This is a genomic window from Streptomyces sp. NPDC058691, from assembly GCF_042714775.1.
Lineage (GTDB): Bacteria > Actinomycetota > Actinomycetes > Streptomycetales > Streptomycetaceae > Actinacidiphila.
In genome coordinates this window covers 105,150-123,414 of the sequence record NZ_JBHXSO010000024.1, presented here as the reverse complement: position 1 = coordinate 123,414, position 18,265 = coordinate 105,150, and the positions used below count along the sequence as shown (strand labels likewise).

The window sequence follows — 18,265 nt, the reverse complement described above, 5'->3', positions numbered from 1 at the left end:
CCTCGGGGGTGCCGCGCCACCGTCGTCGTACGGGGCGTGGTGGGCCCCCCAACCCAGCCCGGCCGCGGAGGGCCCGGAGGGGCGCCTGCGGACGCGAGGGCCGTCACGACCGCCGCGCGTCGGTCGCCCACGTGCGGCAGCCCTCGCCGGGACCCCTCAGGGCGTTGCGCCGGCGCACCGTCTCGTCGTCCACGGCGGCGCCGAGGCGCCGGGTCGCCCCGGGCGGGAACCGAGCCTGTTCCGCGGGGAGTTGGCGACGCCGACGGCGGGTCCGTCACCGCCGTGGTCCACGCGTTGTCGGGGAACTCCTATCAAGCCGTGGCTATTTCACGGTGGCCGTCGGGTGGACGTTGGGTCGCTTGACGGCCCATCAGGCTGAGGAGTCGGGCCGGTTCGCCGGCGGCGCTGCGCCCAAGGGCAGCAACCCCCAGCCGTGCGCCTCCGTCACATCCCCTACGTCGTCCGGCAGTTGCACGGCAGGCACGCGCGGGCAAACGCGAAGGCCCCGCACTCGCGGTGCGGGGCCTTTCGCGTCGTGCGGATCCGCCGTTACCGCAGCCGCGCCATCAACGCGTGCTCGACCAGCGTGATGAGCGCGCTCTTCGCCTCACCGCGGTGGCGGGCGTCGGTGGTGATGATGGGCGCCTCGGGGCCGATCTGCAGCGCCTCCCGGACTTCCTCCGGGTTGTACGGCTGGTGTCCGTCGAAGCCGTTGAGGGCGATGACGAAGGGCAGCCCGCTGTTCTCGAAGTAGTCCACGGCCGGGAAGCAGTCGGCCAGCCGGCGGGTGTCCACGAGGACGACCGCGCCGATGGCGCCGCGCACCAGGTCGTCCCACATGAACCAGAAGCGGTCCTGGCCCGGTGTACCGAACAGGTACAGGATCAGGTCCTCGTCCAGCGTGATACGGCCGAAGTCCATCGCCACGGTGGTCGTGGTCTTGTCCGGCGCGTGGGTCAGGTCGTCGATGCCCGCCGAGGCGGAGGTCATGACGGCTTCGGTACGCAGCGGGTTGATCTCCGATACGGCACCGACGAACGTGGTCTTGCCCACGCCGAAGCCGCCCGCCACCACGATCTTCGCTGAGGTGGTTGAGCGAGCTGGACCGCTAGAGCTTGCGAAGTCCACTGAGCACCCTTTCGAGCAGTGTCACGTCTGGCTGTCCGCCCGAGGCATCGTCGCCACCGGGCTGGTGAATGGCGACGAGACCGGCCTCCGCCAGGTCGGCGACGAGGATTCGGGCGACGCCGAGGGGGATGGAGAGAAGCGCGGAGATCTCCGCGACCGACTTGATCTCCCGGCAGAGGATGCAGATCCGCTGGTGCTCCGGCAACTGCCCCCGCAGCTGTGACGGGTCCGCGGTCGTGCTGACCAGTGCCTCGAGGGCGAGCTGGTAGCGCGGCCGGGTCCGGCCACCGGTCATCGCGTACGGGCGGACCAGCCCGGACGGGGCCTTGCGGCCGGCCGGTGCCGTGCGCGGCGACGGTGCCTGCGGGGGTTCGTACGGCTGGATCCTCGGCTGCCGATGCGACGGCCTGCCACCCGGGTCCTGGGTCCCACCGCCGTAGGCGGGGGGTGGCTCCGGGGTGGGCGCCGAGGGAAAGTCGAACCGCTTGAAGGGCGGCTGCTGTTGGTGATTGCCGTACTGATCTCCGCCTGGGGGCGTTGCCACGGTTCCTCCTCCAGCTGGGTAGCGCGTCTGAGAACCCTACGGGTCCCCAGACGCGCTCGCATGCCTGTCCGTTAGTTGAGCAGGCTGCCCTGCAGTTCCGCACGCAGATCGGGGGTGAGCACATTGCCCGCCCGGTCCACCAGCAGGGCCATCTCGTAGCCGACGAGGCCGATGTCGCACTCGGGGTGCGCCAGCACGGCCAGCGACGAGCCGTCCGAGACGGACATGATGAAGAGGAAGCCGCGCTCCATCTCCACGACGGTCTGGTTCACGCTGCCGCCCTCGAAGATCCGCGAGGCGCCCGCGGTCAGCGAGGTCAGACCGGAGGCCACCGCGGCCAGCTGGTCCGCACGGTCCCGCGGGAATCCCTCGGACATCGCCAGCAGCAGGCCGTCGGCAGAGACCACAACCGTATGGGAGACCCCTGGGGTCTGGTCCACGAAACTGGTGATCAACCAGTTCAGGTTCTGTGCCGCCTGGCTCATCGGACTCAACTAACGCTCCTGGTGCTTGGGGCCGAAGCCCTGGCCGTTCGTGTCAGTTCCCGCAGTACGCCCCTGCTGGACGCCGCGCCGCAGATTGCTCAGTCGGCCGCGGACGTCCTCGGGTGCTCGGGAGACCATGGGGCCGCCCTGCGGAGTCTGCTGTGCGGTGCCCGGGACCAGGTTGGCCTTGGGGACCCGCCGGGGCAGGCCGGAGGGGGTGACCCCGCCGGCCTTGGGCTTGCGGGCCTGTTCGGCCCGCTGCCAGTTATCGTCGTTCGTGGAGCGCCAGTCGGGGGACTCCGCGGACAGATCCGGCGTCCCGGCCGGGGCCGGGGCCGGAGCCGCGGGCGCCGGCTGCGAGGGGAAGCCGTTCGCCGGCTGGGGCTCCGACTGGGCCGGGGCCGACGGTCCGGACTGCTGCCAGCCGCGGTCGCGGCGCGGCAGGCCCGCGTCCGTCACGGACGTGTTCAGCGGGCCTGAGGACGGTCCCGGTCGGTCGAAGCCTACGCGCTCCTGGGCCTCGAAGGGGGCGGCAGCGGCGGAATCGGCCGCCGGCGCCTCCTGGTAGGCCCCGGCCTGCGGCATCTCCTGCTGCTGCGCGGGCTGCTGGGCATTCCAGCCGTCCTGCGCGTAGCCGTTCTGCTGCTGCCAGTCCTCCTGGGCGTAGCCGCCCTGGGTGCCGTCGTACTGGGGCGCCGGGGCCGGGAAGCCGCCGTCGGTGTACGAAGGCTCCGGGAAGGCCGTGGACTGCGTGTCGTAGCCGTGCTGCTCCTGGAAGCCCTGCTGCTCCTGGACGTTCTGCTCCGGGAACGCCTGCGTGTCGTACGCGGCCGACTGGAAGGCGTCCTGCGGGAAGGAGTTGGCGGCGGCCGGGTTCTCGAAGCCGTCGAAGGACTCCTGCTGCTCGCCGACCTCGTCGCGGAACATCGGGCGCTCTCCGCCGCGGTCGTTGGCCGCGGCCTCCAGCTGTGCGCGGCGCTCCCCGCGCTTGAGGGAACGGCCGACCGGGTCGAGCGCACGGGCGTCGTCCGGGGCCTCCACGCGGTCGTAGCGGGAGTCGTCGAAGCCGAGCTCGGCGGCGGTCGGCCCGTACGCGGCGAAGGACTCCGTCGCGGGCTCCGGCACCATTTGCGACACCGTGAAGTCGTCCTCCAGCGGCATCTCCTCGCCGCCGCCACCGTGGGTGATCGGCTCGGGGAGCATGACCAGCGAGGTGGTGCCCGCCTGCTCGCCCGAGGGGCGCAGCTGCACGCGGATGCCGTGCCGGTCGGCGAGGCGGCCGACCACGAACAGACCCATGCGCTTGGAGATCGAGGCGTCGACCGTGGGCGGGTCGGCCAGCTTGTGGTTGATGTCCGCGAAGTCCTCGGCCGTGAGGCCGATGCCCTTGTCGTGGATCTCGACCATGACCCGGCCGTCGGGCAGCCGCGTCGCGGTGACCCGGACCCTGGTCTGCGGGGAGGAGAACGTGGTGGCGTTCTCCAGCAGCTCGGCCAGCAGGTGCACGAGGTCGGTCACGGCCGTGCCGTGGATGTCCGTCTCGGGTATGCCGACCAGCTCGATGCGCGCGTACGCCTCCACCTCGGAGGCCGCCGCGCGCAGCACGTCGACCAGCGGCACCGGCTGGTTCCACCGGCGGCCCGGCTCCTCGCCGGCGAGGACCAGGAGGTTCTCGCCGTTGCGGCGCATACGGGTCGCGAGGTGGTCCAGCTTGAAGAGGTTCTCCAGCTGGTCCGGGTCCGCCTCGTTGTTCTCCAGGTCCGTGATCAGCGTCAGCTGGCGCTGGATGAGGCCCTGGTTGCGGCGGGAGAGGTTGGTGAAGATCGCGTTGACGTTGCCGCGGAGCATTGCCTGTTCGGCGGCGAGCCGCACGGCCTCGCGGTGGATCTGGTCGAAGGCGCGGGCGACCTCGCCGATCTCGTCGTTGGAGTTGATCGGGATGGGCTCGATCCGCGTGTCGATCTTGCCCGGGTCGGTGCGGGACAGCTGGTCGACCAGCGCCGGCAGCCGCTGCTCGGCGACCTCGAAGGCCGAGGTGCGCAGACGGCGCATGCTGTTGCTCATCGAACGGGCCATCATCGCGGCCACGATGAAGGCGATGATCAGGGCGACCAGCACGATGGCGGAGTTGACGATGGCCTCGATGCGGGCGCTGTCGGCGATGTCGCTGGAGTCCTGGAACGCCTGGTCCGACAGGTGCTTCTCGACGTTCTGGTAGGCCTCGAAGCCGAGCGTCGTGGCGGCGAACCAGCTCTGCGGCGTGATGCCCTGGGTCTTGAGGACCGCGGGGTCCTCACCGGAGGCGATCAGCTTGATCATCGCCTCGAGCGTCGCCGGCGGCGCGACGAAGGGCTGCCCGGCCTGCTTGGCCGCCTGCGCGGCCTGGACGACCTGCTCCTTGCCCTTCTTCACCGCCGCTTCCTGCTCGTCCAGCAGACGCCGGTAGTCGGCCGCGGTGCCGCCGCCCTTGTACTCCTCCTCGGCGACCCGCTGGAGGTAGGCGTACGAGGCGAAGGCGGTGAGCTGGCCCTTGACCACCTCGTCCTTCATCTTGGTGCGGTCCTCGACCAGCAGGTGGGTGCCGATGGAGCGGGTCAGGGACTCGGCGGCCTTGGCCAGTTCGATGGCGTACAGCGTGCGGCCGTAGGAGGTGACGCTGCTGGTGCCGAAGCCCAGCTCGTTCGCCAGCTCCATCAGCGGGTGCTGGACCTCGACGTACGCCTCCTCGGTCTGCACACCGGGCAGCTGCGGGGTGAAGGCGGTCTCGCGCAGCTTGGCCAGGACCTTCTCGCCGGCGCGGATGTTCTCCACGCGGCGCTCGAGGCGCTCGTCCGCGGGCAGTTCGCGCACCGTGGCGTCGAACGCGGCCGCGGCCGTGTCGGTGGCGGCGCGGGCCTGGACGACGGTCTTGTTGTCCTTGTCGCCCTGGAGCAGCGGAACCACGCTGACGTCACGCTCGTTCAACACGGCGTTGGCGTAGTCCGTCGCGGCCCGGACGGCCCGCGCGGTCCGCACCGCGTCGTCGGCGTCCTGCCAGGTCTGCACGGCGGTCTGCACCCGGAAGCCACCGAAGACCAGGGCGACCAGCACCGGGATGAGGAGGATGACGTTCAGACGGGTGGCCACCCGCCAGTTGCGCATGGCGAAGCGGCTGCCCGACGCGGCGGCCGGTTCTGCGGCCTCGGGGGCGGCCGCGGCCTGCGCCGTGCCGTATCGCGCAGGCGGGGTGAAATTGCCACGCGGGTGGTCCGCGGGACCCGGCTCTGCGCGCCTCGTGTTCCTCACTCGACCAACAACCTCTCGGCGACGACGCCGGCGGCGTCGTTCCTACTCTCGGGTTTCGATGAATTCCAGCACGTCATAGGGGTGCTCCACAAACGTCCGGCGGCGGCGCCGAACGCATGGTCACGCGCTTGTTAAAAGGGGCATAAGCATTAAGCAGTGGCAATTCACCGGAGCGATGTATGCGCAGTGAAGCCGGTCGGGCGCGGGCGGTGTTCGTGATGTTCCGATTCGCGGTCGAAACGTTATGAACAGAAGGACCGGCCATGTCAAAAGACACAGCCGGTCCGTACCCGAAATGGCAAGCTGGAGTGCTTACTTGAGACGAGCGAGCAATGCGTGTTCGACGAGCGTGATGAGCGCGCTCTTGGCCTCGGCGCGGTGCCGGGCGTCGGTGGTGATGATGGGCGCTTCCGGTCCGATCTGGAGCGCCTCCCGCACCTCGTCGGGCGTGTACGGCTGGTGGCCGTCGAAGCCGTTGAGGGCGATGACGAAGGGCAGGCCGCTGTTCTCGAAGTAGTCCACGGCCGGGAAGCAGTCCGCGAGCCGGCGGGTGTCGACCAGCACGACCGCGCCGATGGCGCCGCGCACGAGGTCGTCCCACATGAACCAGAAACGGTCCTGACCCGGGGTACCGAACAGGTACAGGATCAGGTCGTCGTCGAGCGTGATACGGCCGAAGTCCATCGCCACGGTCGTGGTGGTCTTGTCGGCCACGTGAGTCAGGTCGTCGACGCCCGCGGAAGCGGAGGTCATCACGGCCTCCGTGCGGAGCGGATTGATCTCCGAGACCGCTCCGACGAACGTGGTCTTGCCCACGCCGAAGCCACCGGCCACCACGATCTTCGCCGAGGTGGTGGCGCGGGCCGCGGGCGGCGCACCGTACGCCGCCTGCTGCCCCGGCCTAGAGCTTGCGAAGTCCACTGAGCACCCTTTCGAGCAGTGTCACATCAGGCTGTCCGCCGGCCTCGCCGCTGCTCGGCTGGTGGATGGCGACCATCCCGGCCTCTGCCAGGTCGGCCACCAGGATCCGGGCCACCCCCAGCGGAATCGCCAGCAGTGCGGAGATCTCGGCGACCGACTTGATCTCCAGGCACAGGTGGCAGATGCGCTGGTGTTCGGGGAGCATCCCCTGGTAGGCACCCGGTTCGGCAGTGGTGCTCACCAGCGCCTCGATGGCGAGCTGGTAGCGCGGCCGGGTGCGACCACCGGTCATGGCGTACGGCCGCACCAGCGGCTGGTCGCCTTCGCCCCCGTACGGCGCATGGTGGGGCGCGCCGTACGGGCCGGGCGAGGCTGGCGGCGGTGTCATGAAGGTCCTCCGGATAAGAGCGGACGCGGTTCTCTTGTCATGGGGCGGTGTTGGCCGGGCTCACGTGAGCTCAGCCCATCAGACTGCCTTGGAGTTCTGCGCGCAGGTCGGGGGTGAGGACGGCGCCCGCGCGGTCGACGAGCAGCGCCATCTCGTAGCCGACGAGGCCGATGTCGCACTCGGGGTGCGCCAGAACGCACAGCGAGGATCCGTCCGAGATCGTCATCAGGAGGAGGAAGCCGCGCTCCATCTCCACCACCGTCTGATTGACGTGGCCGCCCTCGAAGATGCGGGACGCACCCGCGGTCAGCGAGGTCAGACCGGAGGCCACGGCCGCCAGCTGATCGGCGCGGTCCCGGGGGAAGCCCTCGGACATCGCGAGCAGCAGGCCGTCGGCGGAGACCACCACCGTGTGGGACACCCCGGGGGTGTTGTCCACGAAGTTGGTGATCAACCAGTTCAGATTCTGTGCCGCCTGGCTCATCTGACTCAACTAACGCTCCTGCTGGTGAGTGGTGCCAAAGCCGCGACCGTCGGTCGTGCCCGTACCGGCCTGGCGGCCTTGCTGAATACCGCGCCGGAGGTTGGTCAGTCGTCCGCGCACGTCGTCGGGGGCCCGGGATACCTGCGGACCACCTTGGGGGGCTTGCTGGGTCGTGCCGGAACCGGGCACGAGGTTCGCGCGCGGCACCCGGCGGGGGAGGCCGGACGGGGTGACCCCGCCGGCGGAGGGCTCGCGGACCTGGCCGGCCCGCTGCCACACCTCGTCGTTGGGCGAGCTGCGCCAGGCGGCGGGCTCACGGCGGGGCGGCGGCGGGACCTGCTGGGCCTGGTGCTGCTCGGCGCGGACCCGCTGCGGCTGCGGCGGTTGCTGCGGCTGCTGGGGGTGCTGCTGAGGCGCGGGCTGCTGCGGGCGCTGCGGCGGACGGCTCGGGGCGCCGCCGGAGACGGGACCGTTGCCGTTCTGCTGCTGCGGGACCACAGGGCCGTGCTCGACGTGCACCTGCTGCATGCGCTCGGCACGGCCGGTACGGAACCAGTCCGACTCGAGGGAGTCGAAGATCGGGCTGGTCTCGTCCGGGCGGACCGGGGCCGGCGGCAGGGCCATCGGCTCGGACGCGGCCGGCAGCGGATGCCGGTCGCCGGGTCGCTGCTGCTGACCGGCGGCCGGACCGTGGTGGCGCTGGGCCTGCGGGGCCGGAGGCATGGGCGCCTGCGGCATCGGGGCCTGGGGCATCTGGGCCTGCGGCATCGGGGCCTGCGGTCCCGTGGGACGCTGGAAGACGTCGCTACGGGTGTACATCCCCGTCTGGTGCTGCGGCTGCTGTTCCTGCTGGTACTGCGGCTGCGGCTGCTGTTCCTGCTGGTACTGCGGCTGCTGGTGCGGCAGTTGCTGTTCCTGCTGGTACTGCTGCGGCGCTTGCTGCTGCTGGCGGCCGAAGGCCGAACCCATGTTGCCGCGCTGCGGCGTCGTGTGCGGGATCGTGTTGAAGTCCGGGCGCTCGAACTGCGCCGTGGTCTCCATCTCCTCGTGGCCGCGCGGCATGTCCGCCGCCGCGCCGACCGGCTGCGGCGCGGCCGGCTGCTGCGGGTACTGCGGCGCCTGCGGGGGCTGCTGCGGCTGTGACGGAGCGGCGTGGCGCTGCGGACGGTTCTGGCCGCCCTGCCCCTGCTGCTCGTTCGCCCAGCTCGGGCCGGAACGCTGCGGGGCCGCGGGAGCGCCGGGACGGCCGCCCTGCGGAGCCTGACCCGGGCCCGCCGGGCCCGAGTTGAGGGCCGGACGCGGAGCGGAACCGGGGACCTGGCCGCGCTGGGGCGCGCGGCCGACACCGGCGGCCGCCGCACCGGCGGCCACTCCGGCCGGGGCGCCCGTACCGGGACCGCCCGGCTGCTGCCCGCGGTTGCCGGCGGCACCGGGCTGCGGCTTGGCGCCGCCCTGGGTGACGTCGACCGGGAGCATGACGAGCGCCGTGGTGCCGCCCGAGTCGGACGGACGCAGCTGGATGCGGATGCCGTGTCGCAGGGACAGGCGGCCGACCACGAACAGACCCATGCGGCGGGAGACGGAGACGTCCACCGTCGGCGGGTTGGCCAGCCGCTCGTTGATGTCGGCCAGGTCCTCGGGGGAGAGGCCGATGCCGGTGTCGTGGATCTCGATCAGCACGCGGCCGTCAGGCAGCGCGTGACCGGTGACCCGGACCTTGGTCTGCGGGGAGGAGAACGAGGTGGCGTTCTCCAGCAGCTCTGCGAGCAGGTGGACGAGGTCGTTGACGACGCGGCCGGTGACCTCCACCGGTGGCACCGAGGTGAGCTCGATGCGTTCGTACTGCTCCACCTCGGAGGCGGCGGCACGGAGGACGTCGACCAGCGGGACCGGACGGGTCCACCGGCGGCCGGGCTCCTCGCCCGCGAGGACGAGGAGGTTTTCGCCGTTCCGGCGCATACGGGTCGCGAGGTGGTCGAGCTTGAAGAGGCTGGACAGCTGGTCCGGGTCGGCCTCGCGGGACTCCAGTTCGGAGATCAGGCCCAGCTGACGCTGGATCAGGCCCTGGCTGCGGCGCGAGAGGTTGGTGAACATCGCGTTGACGTTGCCTCGCAGCAGCGCCTGCTCGGCGGCGAGACGGACCGCCTCACGGTGGACCTCGTCGAACGCGCGGGCCACCTGGCCGATTTCGTCGCGGGTGTGGATGCCGATCGACTCGACCGAGGTGTCCACGTCCTGCGGGTCGGACTCGGAGAGCTGCTTGACCAGCTCGGGCAGCCGCTTCTGGGCGACTTCCTGCGCGGTGTCCTGCAGCCGGCGCAGCGAGCGGACCATGGAGCGGGCGACGACGAAGGCGCCGACGACCGAGATGCCGAGCACGAGGAGGATCAGCGCACCGCTGAGGATCGCTTCTCTCTGCGCCTCGTCGCGCAGCGCCAAGGCCTTCTGCTGCATCTCCTCGAGCAGGTGCTGCTCGATGATCTTCATGACGCCGAGCTTGACCGACGCGTCGTCGTCCCAGTCGCGGTAGGAGCCCGGGACGTTCGAGATGCCCTCTTCGGACGCCGTGATCCGGTCGCTCAGATCATTGAATGCCAGGATCGTCTGGTTGTTGCCGTTGTCGAGGGGCGCGAGCAGCTGCGCGGCCTTCTGCCGGCCGTAGATCTGCCCGAACTGCTCCAGCGCCGTCTTCTCGGCTGCGTGCGCACTCCTCGCGAAGCGGAAGTCGTTGGAGCTCAGAGTGTGCTGGTGCGCGAGAGAGGCGCTGATCACGGCGCGCTGGATGGAGTCGTACTCCTTGGCGGCGGAAAAGGCCCCCAGCGCGCGGGTGCTGTCGATCATCTCGGCGCTGCCGGTCGCCTCGGCCATCTGCTGGGAGAGGTCGAGCAGTGACGTGATGATCTCGTCGTACTCGGTGACCGTCTGCGAGTAGGAACCCTCGGTGTCGTACGCGCGTTCGCGGATCCCCTGCAGCGCGCCGAGCTGCCTGGCTATCGCGGTCAGCGAAGCCTGGACACCCTTGAGATCGGGATCGAGGTCCTCCTGGGCCGCGGTGAAGGAGGAGCGGGCGAGCCCGGTCGCCTCCCGGGCGGCCTTGATGGTGTCGTCGTTGGGGTCCGGGGGGACGCTGGCCATGGGGCCGGCCGTGGCATCCCGTTCGTTCTGGAGCGCGTTGGCGAAGTTGGTCGCCTGCTCCGTGAGGTCGGTCAGGGACGACATCGCGTCCAGTTGTTGCACGTTCTCCAGCGAGCTCTGGATGCGCAGCGCACCCAGCGTGGTCGCGGCGACCACCGGTAGCGCGAGCAGCGACACCAGACGAGTGCTGATGCGCCAGTTGCGCATGGCTATTCGGGAGCCGTGTTTGGGGCCTGAGCGCACACCGCTCTCCGGCGTGGCGCTGCTCTCCGCGCCCGCGGTTCCGGCGTCTGCGGTGTCATCCCGGCGGGCGGGGCCGGTGTCGGCCCCACCGCGCTGCTCCGGGTCGCCTGCAGCGCCGCCATCCCTCTTGAAACGTCCCTGCACTAGCGTCGCAACCTCTGGACCAGGCGTCCCCCGCGCGGGCGGCAGGACGGTGTCGAGTTTGTGGAGTCCCGCCCCCCGGCAGGTACCCGTTAGCCGCCGCCGCCCGGCGGTCGCACGCTCCCCCCTGCGCGCCGGCATCTGTTGATACGGCGGTCCGGGGAATTCCAGCACAGTGCCGGACCTCCAACAAGGCCCGTCGGATATCGAGTGGAATACGTGACTCAGCGCACCGGGCGTGTCACGCGGTGTCCGGCCGCATTCGGGCGGGGGTGGTCAATTCGGGCGCCTTCAGGGGCTCATGGGGCTCTGCCTGCGCCTGTCGGCTGCCGGCCGCCGGGTGCAAATGGTGTGGATCATCCGGGATGTCGGGATCGCAGGCATCGGTCGGCCGCCCGATTCGCCCTTCTTGTCGTCCAGTTGGTGAGCAAAATCACAGGGGAGCGCCCGTGTCGCTCACCCGGAAAGGGGAATGCCCGCCAGATAGATTGACGTTTGACACGACGGTGTACTACGTCAACCCGCGCCCGGCAGGGTGCCCTGACTCCACGAGGTTCTGACCGCCCCATGAAGACGACCATGATCATGCGACCCATAGCCAATCCGCGCCGCACCACCCTCGCGCACCTCACCGACGCCGAGGACACGCGGGCCGCGGAGGTCGCACCGGCCGTCGAGGGCGAGGCCCCCGCCGTCATCCTGCCGCGGCAGACCGCCAACCCGCGCCGCACCATCCTGAACGACCTGAAGGAACAGCCCACGGACTGAGGCCCCGGCTCGCCGGACGGGAGAGGGCGGCACCCCCGGGATAACCTGGGGCGTCAGTCTCCGGCCAGTGAGGTGAGCTGCTTCCCGTGCGCATCGCCAGGTTCTCCATCGACGGCAATGTCGCCTTCGGCGTCGTCGAGGGCGACGAGTCCGTCCCGGACGGACTCGTCCTCGACATCATCAAGGGCATCCCGTTCGCCGAGTACGAGCGCTCCGGCACGAAGGTGCCGCTGAGCAAGGTGCGGCTGCTGCCGCCCGTGCTGCCCAGCAAGGTCGTCGGCATCGGCCGCAACTACGCCGAGCACGCCGCCGAGCTGGGCAACGAGGTCCCGGAGGTGCCGGTCGCCTTCTTCAAGCCGTCCACCTCGGTGATCGGCCCCGGCGACCCGATCGCCTACCCCTCCTTCTCGCACGAGGTGCACCACGAGGCCGAGCTCGCCGTGGTGATCGGCCGGCTGTGCCGCGAGGTCCCCCGCGAACGGGTCCAGGACGTGATCCTCGGCTACACCTGCGCCAACGACGTCACCGCCCGCGACGCCCAGAAGGCCGAGAAGCAGTGGGCCCGCGCCAAGGGCTTCGACTCCTCGTGCCCCATCGGCCCCTGGATCGAGACCGGTCTGGACCTCGCGGCCGCCGGCGACCTGGCGGTGACCGCGACCGTCAACGGCGAGCTGCGCCAGGCCGGACGGACCAGCCAGATGATCCGCTCCATCGAGGACCTGATCGTCCACATCTCCGAGGCGATGACCCTGCTCCCCGGCGACGTCATCCTCACCGGCACCCCGGCCGGCGTCGGACCGCTCCATGTCGGCGACGAGGTCGCCGTCACCATCGAAGGCATCGGCACTCTCACCAACAAGGTGATCAAGCGTGACTAGCGCAGCACCCGTACGCGTACGTTTCTGCCCGTCGCCGACCGGCAACCCCCACGTGGGCCTGGTCCGCACCGCCCTGTTCAACTGGGCGTTCGCCCGCCACCACCAGGGCACCCTCGTCTTCCGTATCGAGGACACCGACGCCGCCCGCGACTCCGAGGAGTCGTACCAGCAGCTGCTGGAGGCCATGCGCTGGCTCGGCTTCGACTGGGACGAGGGCCCCGAGGTCGGCGGCCCGCACGCGCCGTACCGCCAGTCACAGCGCATGGACGTCTACAAGGACGTCGCCGCCAGGCTGCTGGAGTCCGGCCACGCCTACAAGTGCTACTGCACCACCGAGGAGCTCGACGAGCGCCGCGACGCCGCCCGCGCCGCCGGCCGCCCCTCCGGCTACGACGGCCACTGCCGCGCCCTGTCCGCCGAGCAGGTCGAGGCGTACGAGCGCGAGGGCCGCGAGCCGATCGTCCGCTTCCGCATGCCCGACGAGCCGATCACCTTCACCGACCTGGTGCGCGGCGAGCTGACCTTCACCCCGGACAACGTGCCCGACTACGGCATCGTCCGGGCCAACGGGGCTCCGCTCTACACCCTGGTCAACCCGGTCGACGACGCGCTCATGGAGATCACCCACGTGCTGCGCGGCGAGGACCTGCTGTCCTCCACCCCGCGGCAGATCGCCCTCTACAAGGCGCTGGCCGAACTCGGCGTCGGCAACGGCACGACCCCGCACTTCGGCCACCTGCCGTACGTCATGGGCGAGGGCAACAAGAAGCTCTCCAAGCGCGACCCGCAGTCCTCCCTCAACCTGTACCGGGAGCGCGGCTTCCTCCCCGAGGGCCTGCTGAACTACCTGTCGCTGCTCGGCTGGTCGCTCTCCGCCGACCGCGACGTCTTCTCCGTCGAGGAGATGGTGGCCGCCTTCGACATCGACGCCGTCAACGCCAACCCGGCGCGCTTCGACCTGAAGAAGGCCGAGGCGATCAACGCCGACCACATCCGCCTGCTGGACGTGAAGACGTTCGCCGAGGCCTGCGGTCCGTGGCTGAAGGCCCCGCACGCCCCCTGGGCGCCCGAGGCGTTCGACCAGGCGGCCTTCGAGGCGATCGCACCGCACGCCCAGACGCGGCTGACCGTGCTCTCCGAGATCACCGAGAACGTCGACTTCCTCTTCCTCGACGCCCCGGTGACGGACGAGGCGTCCTGGGACAAGGCGATGAAGGACCCCGCGGCCGCCGCCGCGCTCCTCACCACCGCCCGGGAGAACCTCGCCGCCGCCGACTGGAACGCCGAGGCCCTCAAGGCCGCCGTCCTGGCCGCCGGTGAGACCCACGGGCTCAAGCTCGGCAAGGCCCAGGCGCCGGTCCGGGTCGCCGTCACCGGCCGTACCGTCGGCCTGCCGCTCTTCGAGTCCCTCGAAGTGCTCGGCCGCGACCGGACCCTGGCCCGTGTCGACGCCGCGCTGACGAAGCTCGCCGGCTGACGAAGGCACGCGCGACCGCCCCGGGTTCCCCGCGGACCCGGGGCGGCGCGCTTCCGGGAGCACCGATGCGACGCAGGCCCAAGCCCCCGCCCTCCCCGCTGCCCCAGCGCCACGGGGTCGACGCGGTGCGCCTGCGGCTGCCGGCGGAGGGGCCCTGGACGTCGGTCCGTGATCACCTGGTGGAACGGCTGACGGCCGTGCCGGCGGAGCATGTCGAGGCGATGCTGACGGCCGGGGAGGTCCACGGCACCGACGGGCCCCTGCCCCCGGACGCGCCGTACCGGCCGGGCGCCTTCCTCTGGTTCCACCGGGACTTCGCGCCGGAGGTCCCCGTGCCCTTCGCCGTCGAGGTGCTGCACCGGGACGACGCGCTGCTGGTCGTGGACAAGCCGCACTTCCTCGCCACCACCCCGCGCGGCAGCCACGTCACCGAGACCGCCCTCACCCGCCTGCGCCGCGACCTCGGACTGCCCGCGCTCAGCCCGGCCCACCGCCTCGACCGGCTGACGGCCGGAGTGGTGATGTTCGTGATCCGCCCCGAACTTCGCGGCGCCTATCAGACCGTCTTCCGTGACCGCCGGATGCGCAAGGAGTACGAGGCCCTGGCGGGGTACGACCCGGGGCTGGAGCTGCCGCGCACCGTGGAGAGCCGGATGGAGAAGGAGCGCGGCGTCATCGCCGCGCGGGAGGTCCCCGGGCCGCCCAACGCCCGCAGCCGTGTGGAACTCCTGGCCCGCGACGGCGCCCTGGCCCGCTACCGGCTGCACCCCGAGACCGGCCGCACCCACCAGTTGCGCGTCCACATGAACAGCCTCGGCCTGCCCATCCTCGGCGACCCCGTCTACCCCGACGTCCTTCCCGAGCCCGCCCCCGGCGACTTCGGCCGGCCCCTCCAGCTGCTCGCCCGGCTGCTGGAGTTCGACGACCCGGTGACCGGCGAGCACCGCCGCTTCGTCAGCCGCCGGACGCTGCGCCTCCCCCCGGAACCCGCGTAGAAGCGCACGGATAGAGTCCTGGCATGCCGATCCGCGCCGTGCTGTGGGACATCGACGACACGATCTTCGACTACTCGGCGGCCGAGCGCGCCGGCGTGCTCGGCCATCTGCGCGGCGAGGGCCTGCTCTCCGCCTTCGAGGACGAGGACCGGGCCGCCGCCCGCTGGCGCGAGGTGATGGACCTGCACTACGGGCGCTTCCTCGCGGGCGAGATCACCTGGGCGGAGCAGCGCAGGGAGCGGGTCCGCGCCTTCGTGGGCCCGGCTGTGACGGACGAGGCGGCCGACGCGTGGTTCGCGGCCTACTACGTCCACTTCGAGGCCGCCTGGGCCGCCTTCCCCGACGTCCTCCCCGCCCTCGACGCGCTCACGCCCGGCTACCGTCACGGGCTGCTCTCCAACTCCGCCACCGCCCACCAGGAACGCAAGCTCGCCCGGCTGGGCCTGCGGGACCGCTTCGAGTTCCTGCTCTGTTCACAGGAACTGGGGTACGCAAAGCCCGCGCCGGAGGCCTTCCTCGCCGCGTGCGAGGCGCTGGGTCTGCCACCGGCCGAGGTGGCGTACGTGGGGGACAAGGCGGACACCGACGCGCGCGGGGCGAACGCCGCAGGTCTTCACGGTGTGTGGCTGGACCGAACGGGTACCGTCACCGCCTCCGACCTGCGGCGGATCACCGGACTGGCACAGCTGCCGGCCCTCCTGGCGGCGGATACCCGTTTTGGAGCCCCGTCTTCGATCGGGTAATGTTCTTCCTGCGCCGCCGGGCGGGCCGAAAAGCCGGTCCGGAGCGCACGCCGGACAACACCCCCTGCGGGGGGTTGTTTTTTGGTGGGGTATGGTGTAATTGGCAGCACGACTGATTCTGGTTCAGTTAGTCTAGGTTCGAGTCCTGGTACCCCAGCGCAGTTCTTCTGTAGAGCCCCCGTTGTGTAGCGGCCTAGCACGCTGCCCTCTCAAGGCAGTAGCGCCGGTTCGAATCCGGTCGGGGGTACTGATCTCTCTCGCAGGGATCGCTAGGGCCCCCGTTGTGTAGCGGCCTAGCACGCCGCCCTCTCAAGGCGGTAGCGCCGGTTCGAATCCGGTCGGGGGTACTTGACACACCATGGGGTATGGTGTAATTGGCAGCACGAGTGATTCTGGTTCATTTAGTCTAGGTTCGAGTCCTGGTACCCCAGCGTAGTTCTCTGACTTGCCCCCGTTGTGTAGCGGCCTAGCACGCCGCCCTCTCAAGGCGGTAGCGCCGGTTCGAATCCGGTCGGGGGTACATCGGGAAGAGGCCCCCCGCTTCGGCGGGGGGCCTCTTTCGTTCTTCCCGCAGGCTCCGCGTGCGGGCACTGGGTGCTGTGCCGGGTCACTCAACTCCGAAGCGCCGCAAGGACTCTTCGGCCTCGGCGAGCCGGCGAAGGCTCAGCAGCACGGGCTCGTAGAGCACGGTCAGCGTCACGGCAGCGGCGGCCTGTTCGAGCGGGGTGTCGTAGAGCTCGACCAGATCCAGGTCGTGGACGGCCTGTTGGGCGGCGAGGCGGGCGTAGGGCTCCAAGTGCCGTGCCTCGCTGGGGTATCCGAGCCGGGTGAGCGCGGCGACCGCCGCGACGAGCATCCGGTACGCGGGGGAGGGACCGTGCCGCTCGCCTCCGTGGCTCCAGCCGAGTCCGGACATCAAGTGGTCCACTTCCCGGCGGGCGGTGGCGGTCGCCGGGTCGTCCTCGTCGGGCTCCGGGCCGTGCGGCAGCGCGTACGTGGCGGCGCCCAGCCGCATGTGCTGGTTGAGTGATTCGTCCTCCACCGCGGCGAGCACCTCGCGGGCGGTGGCCACGGGCACCTTGCCGACCTGGATCAGGGCCCGCACGAAGCAGAGCCGGCGCAGATGCTCCTCGCCGTACTCGGCCTGGGTGGCCGTCACACGGCGGCCCGGTGGCAGCAGCCCCTCGCGCAGGTAGTACTTGATCGTCGGCGTCGGCACACCGCTGCGATCACTCAGTTCCGCCAGTCGCATTTGCTCTTGCGCCCTCCGTTGGATAGTGGCACTATCTAAGCATGGATAGTGCCACTATCCAACGGTTACCGCGTCGCGCGAGGACCGCGGGGCGAGGTGGAGGCCGTCACGGGTGAAGGGGGAGCCATGTCCGCACAGCTGATTCCGGGTCGCAACACCGCAGCCGCCGAGGGCGAGATCGTCGTCTTCCACATCGGGATGCGGATCAACCGCTGGTGGGCACTGCGCGACTGGCTGCCGGCTTTCATGGCGATGCCGCGCATGCTGCGCGAGCTGTCGCAGGACAAGAGCAGCGGGTTCCTCGGCTACCGCCTGCTGCTGAGCTCGCCCCGGCTCTTCTACGTCGTGCAGTACTGGTCGACGAAGGAGCAGCTCATCGCCTACGCCTCCCAGCAGGACAAGCAGCACCGGCCCGCCTGGGCGGCGTTCAACCGCCACGCGCGGGCCGGCAAGGGGCGGGTGGGCATATGGCACGAGACGTACGTCGTGCCGGCGGGTTCCTATGAATCGGTGTACGTCGACATGCCCGCCTTCGGGCTCGGTGCCGCGACCGGGGTGGTCCCGGTGGGCCGTCGCGGCGAGACGGCGGCCGAGCGGCTGCGGATCGCCAAGGGATAGCGGCCGATCCGCGGCCGCCGCCACGGTTCAGCCGGTGCGGCGCAGCGCCTCGGACAGCCTGCCCGCGGCGTCGACGACCGCCTGCGCGTGCATACGGCCGGGGTGCCGGGTGAGTCGCTCGATGGGGCCGGAGACCGACACGGCCGCCACGACACGGTTCGACGGACCGCGCACCGGCGCTGAGACGGAGGCCACACCCGGTTCGCGCTCGCCGATCGACTGCGCCCAGCCCCTGCGGCGCACGCCGGACAGCGCGGTGGCGGTGAACCGGGCTCCCTGCAAGCCGCGGTGCAGGCGCTCCGGCTCCTCCCAGGCCATCAGGATCTGGGCGGCGGAGCCCGCCTTCATCGGCAGGGTCGAGCCGACGGGCACGGTGTCCCGGAGTCCGGACAGCCGCTCGGCGGCCGCGACGCAGATGCGCATGTCGCCCTGGCGCCGGTAGAGCTGAGCGCTCTCGCCGGTCACGTCCCGTAGGTGCGTGAGCACCGGCCCGGCGGTGGCCAGCAGGCGGTCCTCGCCTGCCGCGGCGGCGAGTTCGGAGAGCCGGGGGCCCAGGATGAAGCGTCCCTGCATGTCGCGGGCGACCATGCGGTGGTGTTCCAGGGCGACGGCGAGACGGTGCGCGGTGGGGCGGGCGAGACCCGTGGCGCCCACGAGTCCGGCCAGGGTGGCCGGACCGGACTCCAGCGCGCTGAGCACCAGAGCCGCCTTGTCGAGAACGCCGACGCCACTACTGTTGTCCATGCAACGATACTCCCGTCTCACTCTGTGAAACGCAAG

At 70.9% G+C, this 18,265-nt stretch carries 16 protein-coding genes and 5 tRNA genes; 11 read left to right on the top strand and 10 right to left on the bottom strand.

Annotated elements, in window-relative coordinates; all coding sequences use genetic code 11:
- Positions 1–549 precede the first annotated feature (549 nt).
- The 8 genes from ACFWVC_RS19130 to ACFWVC_RS19095 all read right to left on the bottom strand — a co-directional run bounded on the left by ACFWVC_RS19130 (position 550) and on the right by ACFWVC_RS19095 (position 10,757).
- Complete coding sequence (locus ACFWVC_RS19130) at positions 550–1,128, bottom strand: ATP/GTP-binding protein (protein ID WP_360911084.1); 579 nt, start codon at positions 1,126–1,128, stop codon at positions 550–552.
- Complete coding sequence (locus ACFWVC_RS19125; RefSeq protein WP_384286800.1) at positions 1,109–1,672, bottom strand: DUF742 domain-containing protein; 564 nt, start codon at positions 1,670–1,672, stop codon at positions 1,109–1,111. Before ACFWVC_RS19125 ends, ACFWVC_RS19130 begins: the two co-directional genes overlap by 20 nt.
- Positions 1,673–1,743: 71 nt before the next feature.
- Positions 1,744–2,157, bottom strand: coding sequence for a roadblock/LC7 domain-containing protein (locus ACFWVC_RS19120; RefSeq protein ID WP_384286824.1), 414 nt, complete (start codon positions 2,155–2,157; stop codon positions 1,744–1,746).
- Between the two features lie 9 nt (positions 2,158–2,166).
- Positions 2,167–5,298 (bottom strand): nitrate- and nitrite sensing domain-containing protein, encoded by a 3,132-nt coding sequence (locus ACFWVC_RS19115; protein ID WP_384286822.1) that lies wholly within the window; start codon positions 5,296–5,298, stop codon positions 2,167–2,169.
- Positions 5,299–5,754: 456 nt separating this feature from the next.
- Positions 5,755–6,363: an ATP/GTP-binding protein gene (locus ACFWVC_RS19110; RefSeq protein WP_319659776.1), complete on the bottom strand. Its 609-nt coding sequence runs from the start codon at positions 6,361–6,363 to the stop codon at positions 5,755–5,757.
- On the bottom strand, positions 6,344–6,751 hold the full coding sequence (locus ACFWVC_RS19105; protein ID WP_319659775.1) for a DUF742 domain-containing protein: 408 nt from the start codon (positions 6,749–6,751) through the stop codon (positions 6,344–6,346). The genes ACFWVC_RS19110 and ACFWVC_RS19105 overlap by 20 nt, the downstream gene beginning before the upstream one ends.
- A gap of 70 nt (positions 6,752–6,821) precedes the next feature.
- Positions 6,822–7,235, bottom strand: a complete 414-nt coding sequence (locus ACFWVC_RS19100; RefSeq protein WP_384286820.1) for a roadblock/LC7 domain-containing protein — start codon at positions 7,233–7,235, stop codon at positions 6,822–6,824.
- A 9-nt stretch (positions 7,236–7,244) separates the two neighbouring features.
- Positions 7,245–10,757 (bottom strand): nitrate- and nitrite sensing domain-containing protein, encoded by a 3,513-nt coding sequence (locus tag ACFWVC_RS19095; protein ID WP_384286793.1) that lies wholly within the window; start codon positions 10,755–10,757, stop codon positions 7,245–7,247.
- A gap of 564 nt (positions 10,758–11,321) precedes the next feature.
- Between ACFWVC_RS19095 and ACFWVC_RS19090 the strand changes: the two genes are divergently transcribed.
- From ACFWVC_RS19090 to ACFWVC_RS19045, 10 genes are all read left to right on the top strand, one after another.
- Complete coding sequence (locus tag ACFWVC_RS19090) at positions 11,322–11,522, top strand: hypothetical protein (protein WP_384286789.1); 201 nt, start codon at positions 11,322–11,324, stop codon at positions 11,520–11,522.
- A gap of 86 nt (positions 11,523–11,608) precedes the next feature.
- Positions 11,609–12,400 (top strand): fumarylacetoacetate hydrolase family protein, encoded by a 792-nt coding sequence (locus ACFWVC_RS19085; protein WP_384286786.1) that lies wholly within the window; start codon positions 11,609–11,611, stop codon positions 12,398–12,400.
- Positions 12,393–13,877 carry a glutamate--tRNA ligase gene (gene gltX, locus ACFWVC_RS19080; protein ID WP_384286782.1) on the top strand — a complete coding sequence of 495 codons (1,485 nt, stop codon included), beginning with the start codon at positions 12,393–12,395 and terminating at the stop codon, positions 13,875–13,877. Before ACFWVC_RS19085 ends, gltX begins: the two co-directional genes overlap by 8 nt.
- Positions 13,878–13,942: 65 nt before the next feature.
- On the top strand, positions 13,943–14,872 hold the full coding sequence (locus ACFWVC_RS19075; RefSeq protein ID WP_384286779.1) for a pseudouridine synthase: 930 nt from the start codon (positions 13,943–13,945) through the stop codon (positions 14,870–14,872).
- Positions 14,873–14,895: 23 nt separating this feature from the next.
- Positions 14,896–15,615 carry an HAD family hydrolase gene (locus tag ACFWVC_RS19070; protein WP_384286776.1) on the top strand — a complete coding sequence of 240 codons (720 nt, stop codon included), beginning with the start codon at positions 14,896–14,898 and terminating at the stop codon, positions 15,613–15,615.
- A gap of 85 nt (positions 15,616–15,700) precedes the next feature.
- A tRNA-Gln gene (locus ACFWVC_RS19065) sits at positions 15,701–15,772 on the top strand.
- A 17-nt stretch (positions 15,773–15,789) separates the two neighbouring features.
- Positions 15,790–15,862, top strand: a tRNA-Glu gene (locus tag ACFWVC_RS19060).
- Positions 15,863–15,889: 27 nt separating this feature from the next.
- Positions 15,890–15,962 (top strand) — tRNA-Glu (locus ACFWVC_RS19055).
- A 12-nt stretch (positions 15,963–15,974) separates the two neighbouring features.
- Positions 15,975–16,046: transfer RNA gene (locus ACFWVC_RS19050), tRNA-Gln, on the top strand.
- Positions 16,047–16,062: 16 nt separating this feature from the next.
- Positions 16,063–16,135, top strand: a tRNA-Glu gene (locus ACFWVC_RS19045).
- An 87-nt stretch (positions 16,136–16,222) separates the two neighbouring features.
- Here the strand turns inward: ACFWVC_RS19045 and ACFWVC_RS19040 are convergent.
- Positions 16,223–16,867, bottom strand: coding sequence for a MerR family transcriptional regulator (locus tag ACFWVC_RS19040; RefSeq protein ID WP_384286771.1), 645 nt, complete (start codon positions 16,865–16,867; stop codon positions 16,223–16,225).
- Positions 16,868–16,993: 126 nt separating this feature from the next.
- On the opposite strand from ACFWVC_RS19040, the gene ACFWVC_RS19035 reads away from it, so the two are divergent.
- Positions 16,994–17,485, top strand: coding sequence for a DUF4188 domain-containing protein (locus ACFWVC_RS19035; RefSeq protein WP_384286768.1), 492 nt, complete (start codon positions 16,994–16,996; stop codon positions 17,483–17,485).
- Between the two features lie 27 nt (positions 17,486–17,512).
- Here ACFWVC_RS19035 and ndgR read toward each other — a convergent pair whose 3' ends face one another.
- Positions 17,513–18,229, bottom strand: a complete 717-nt coding sequence (ndgR, locus tag ACFWVC_RS19030; protein WP_384286763.1) for an IclR family transcriptional regulator NdgR — start codon at positions 18,227–18,229, stop codon at positions 17,513–17,515.
- Positions 18,230–18,265: the final 36 nt, after the last annotated feature.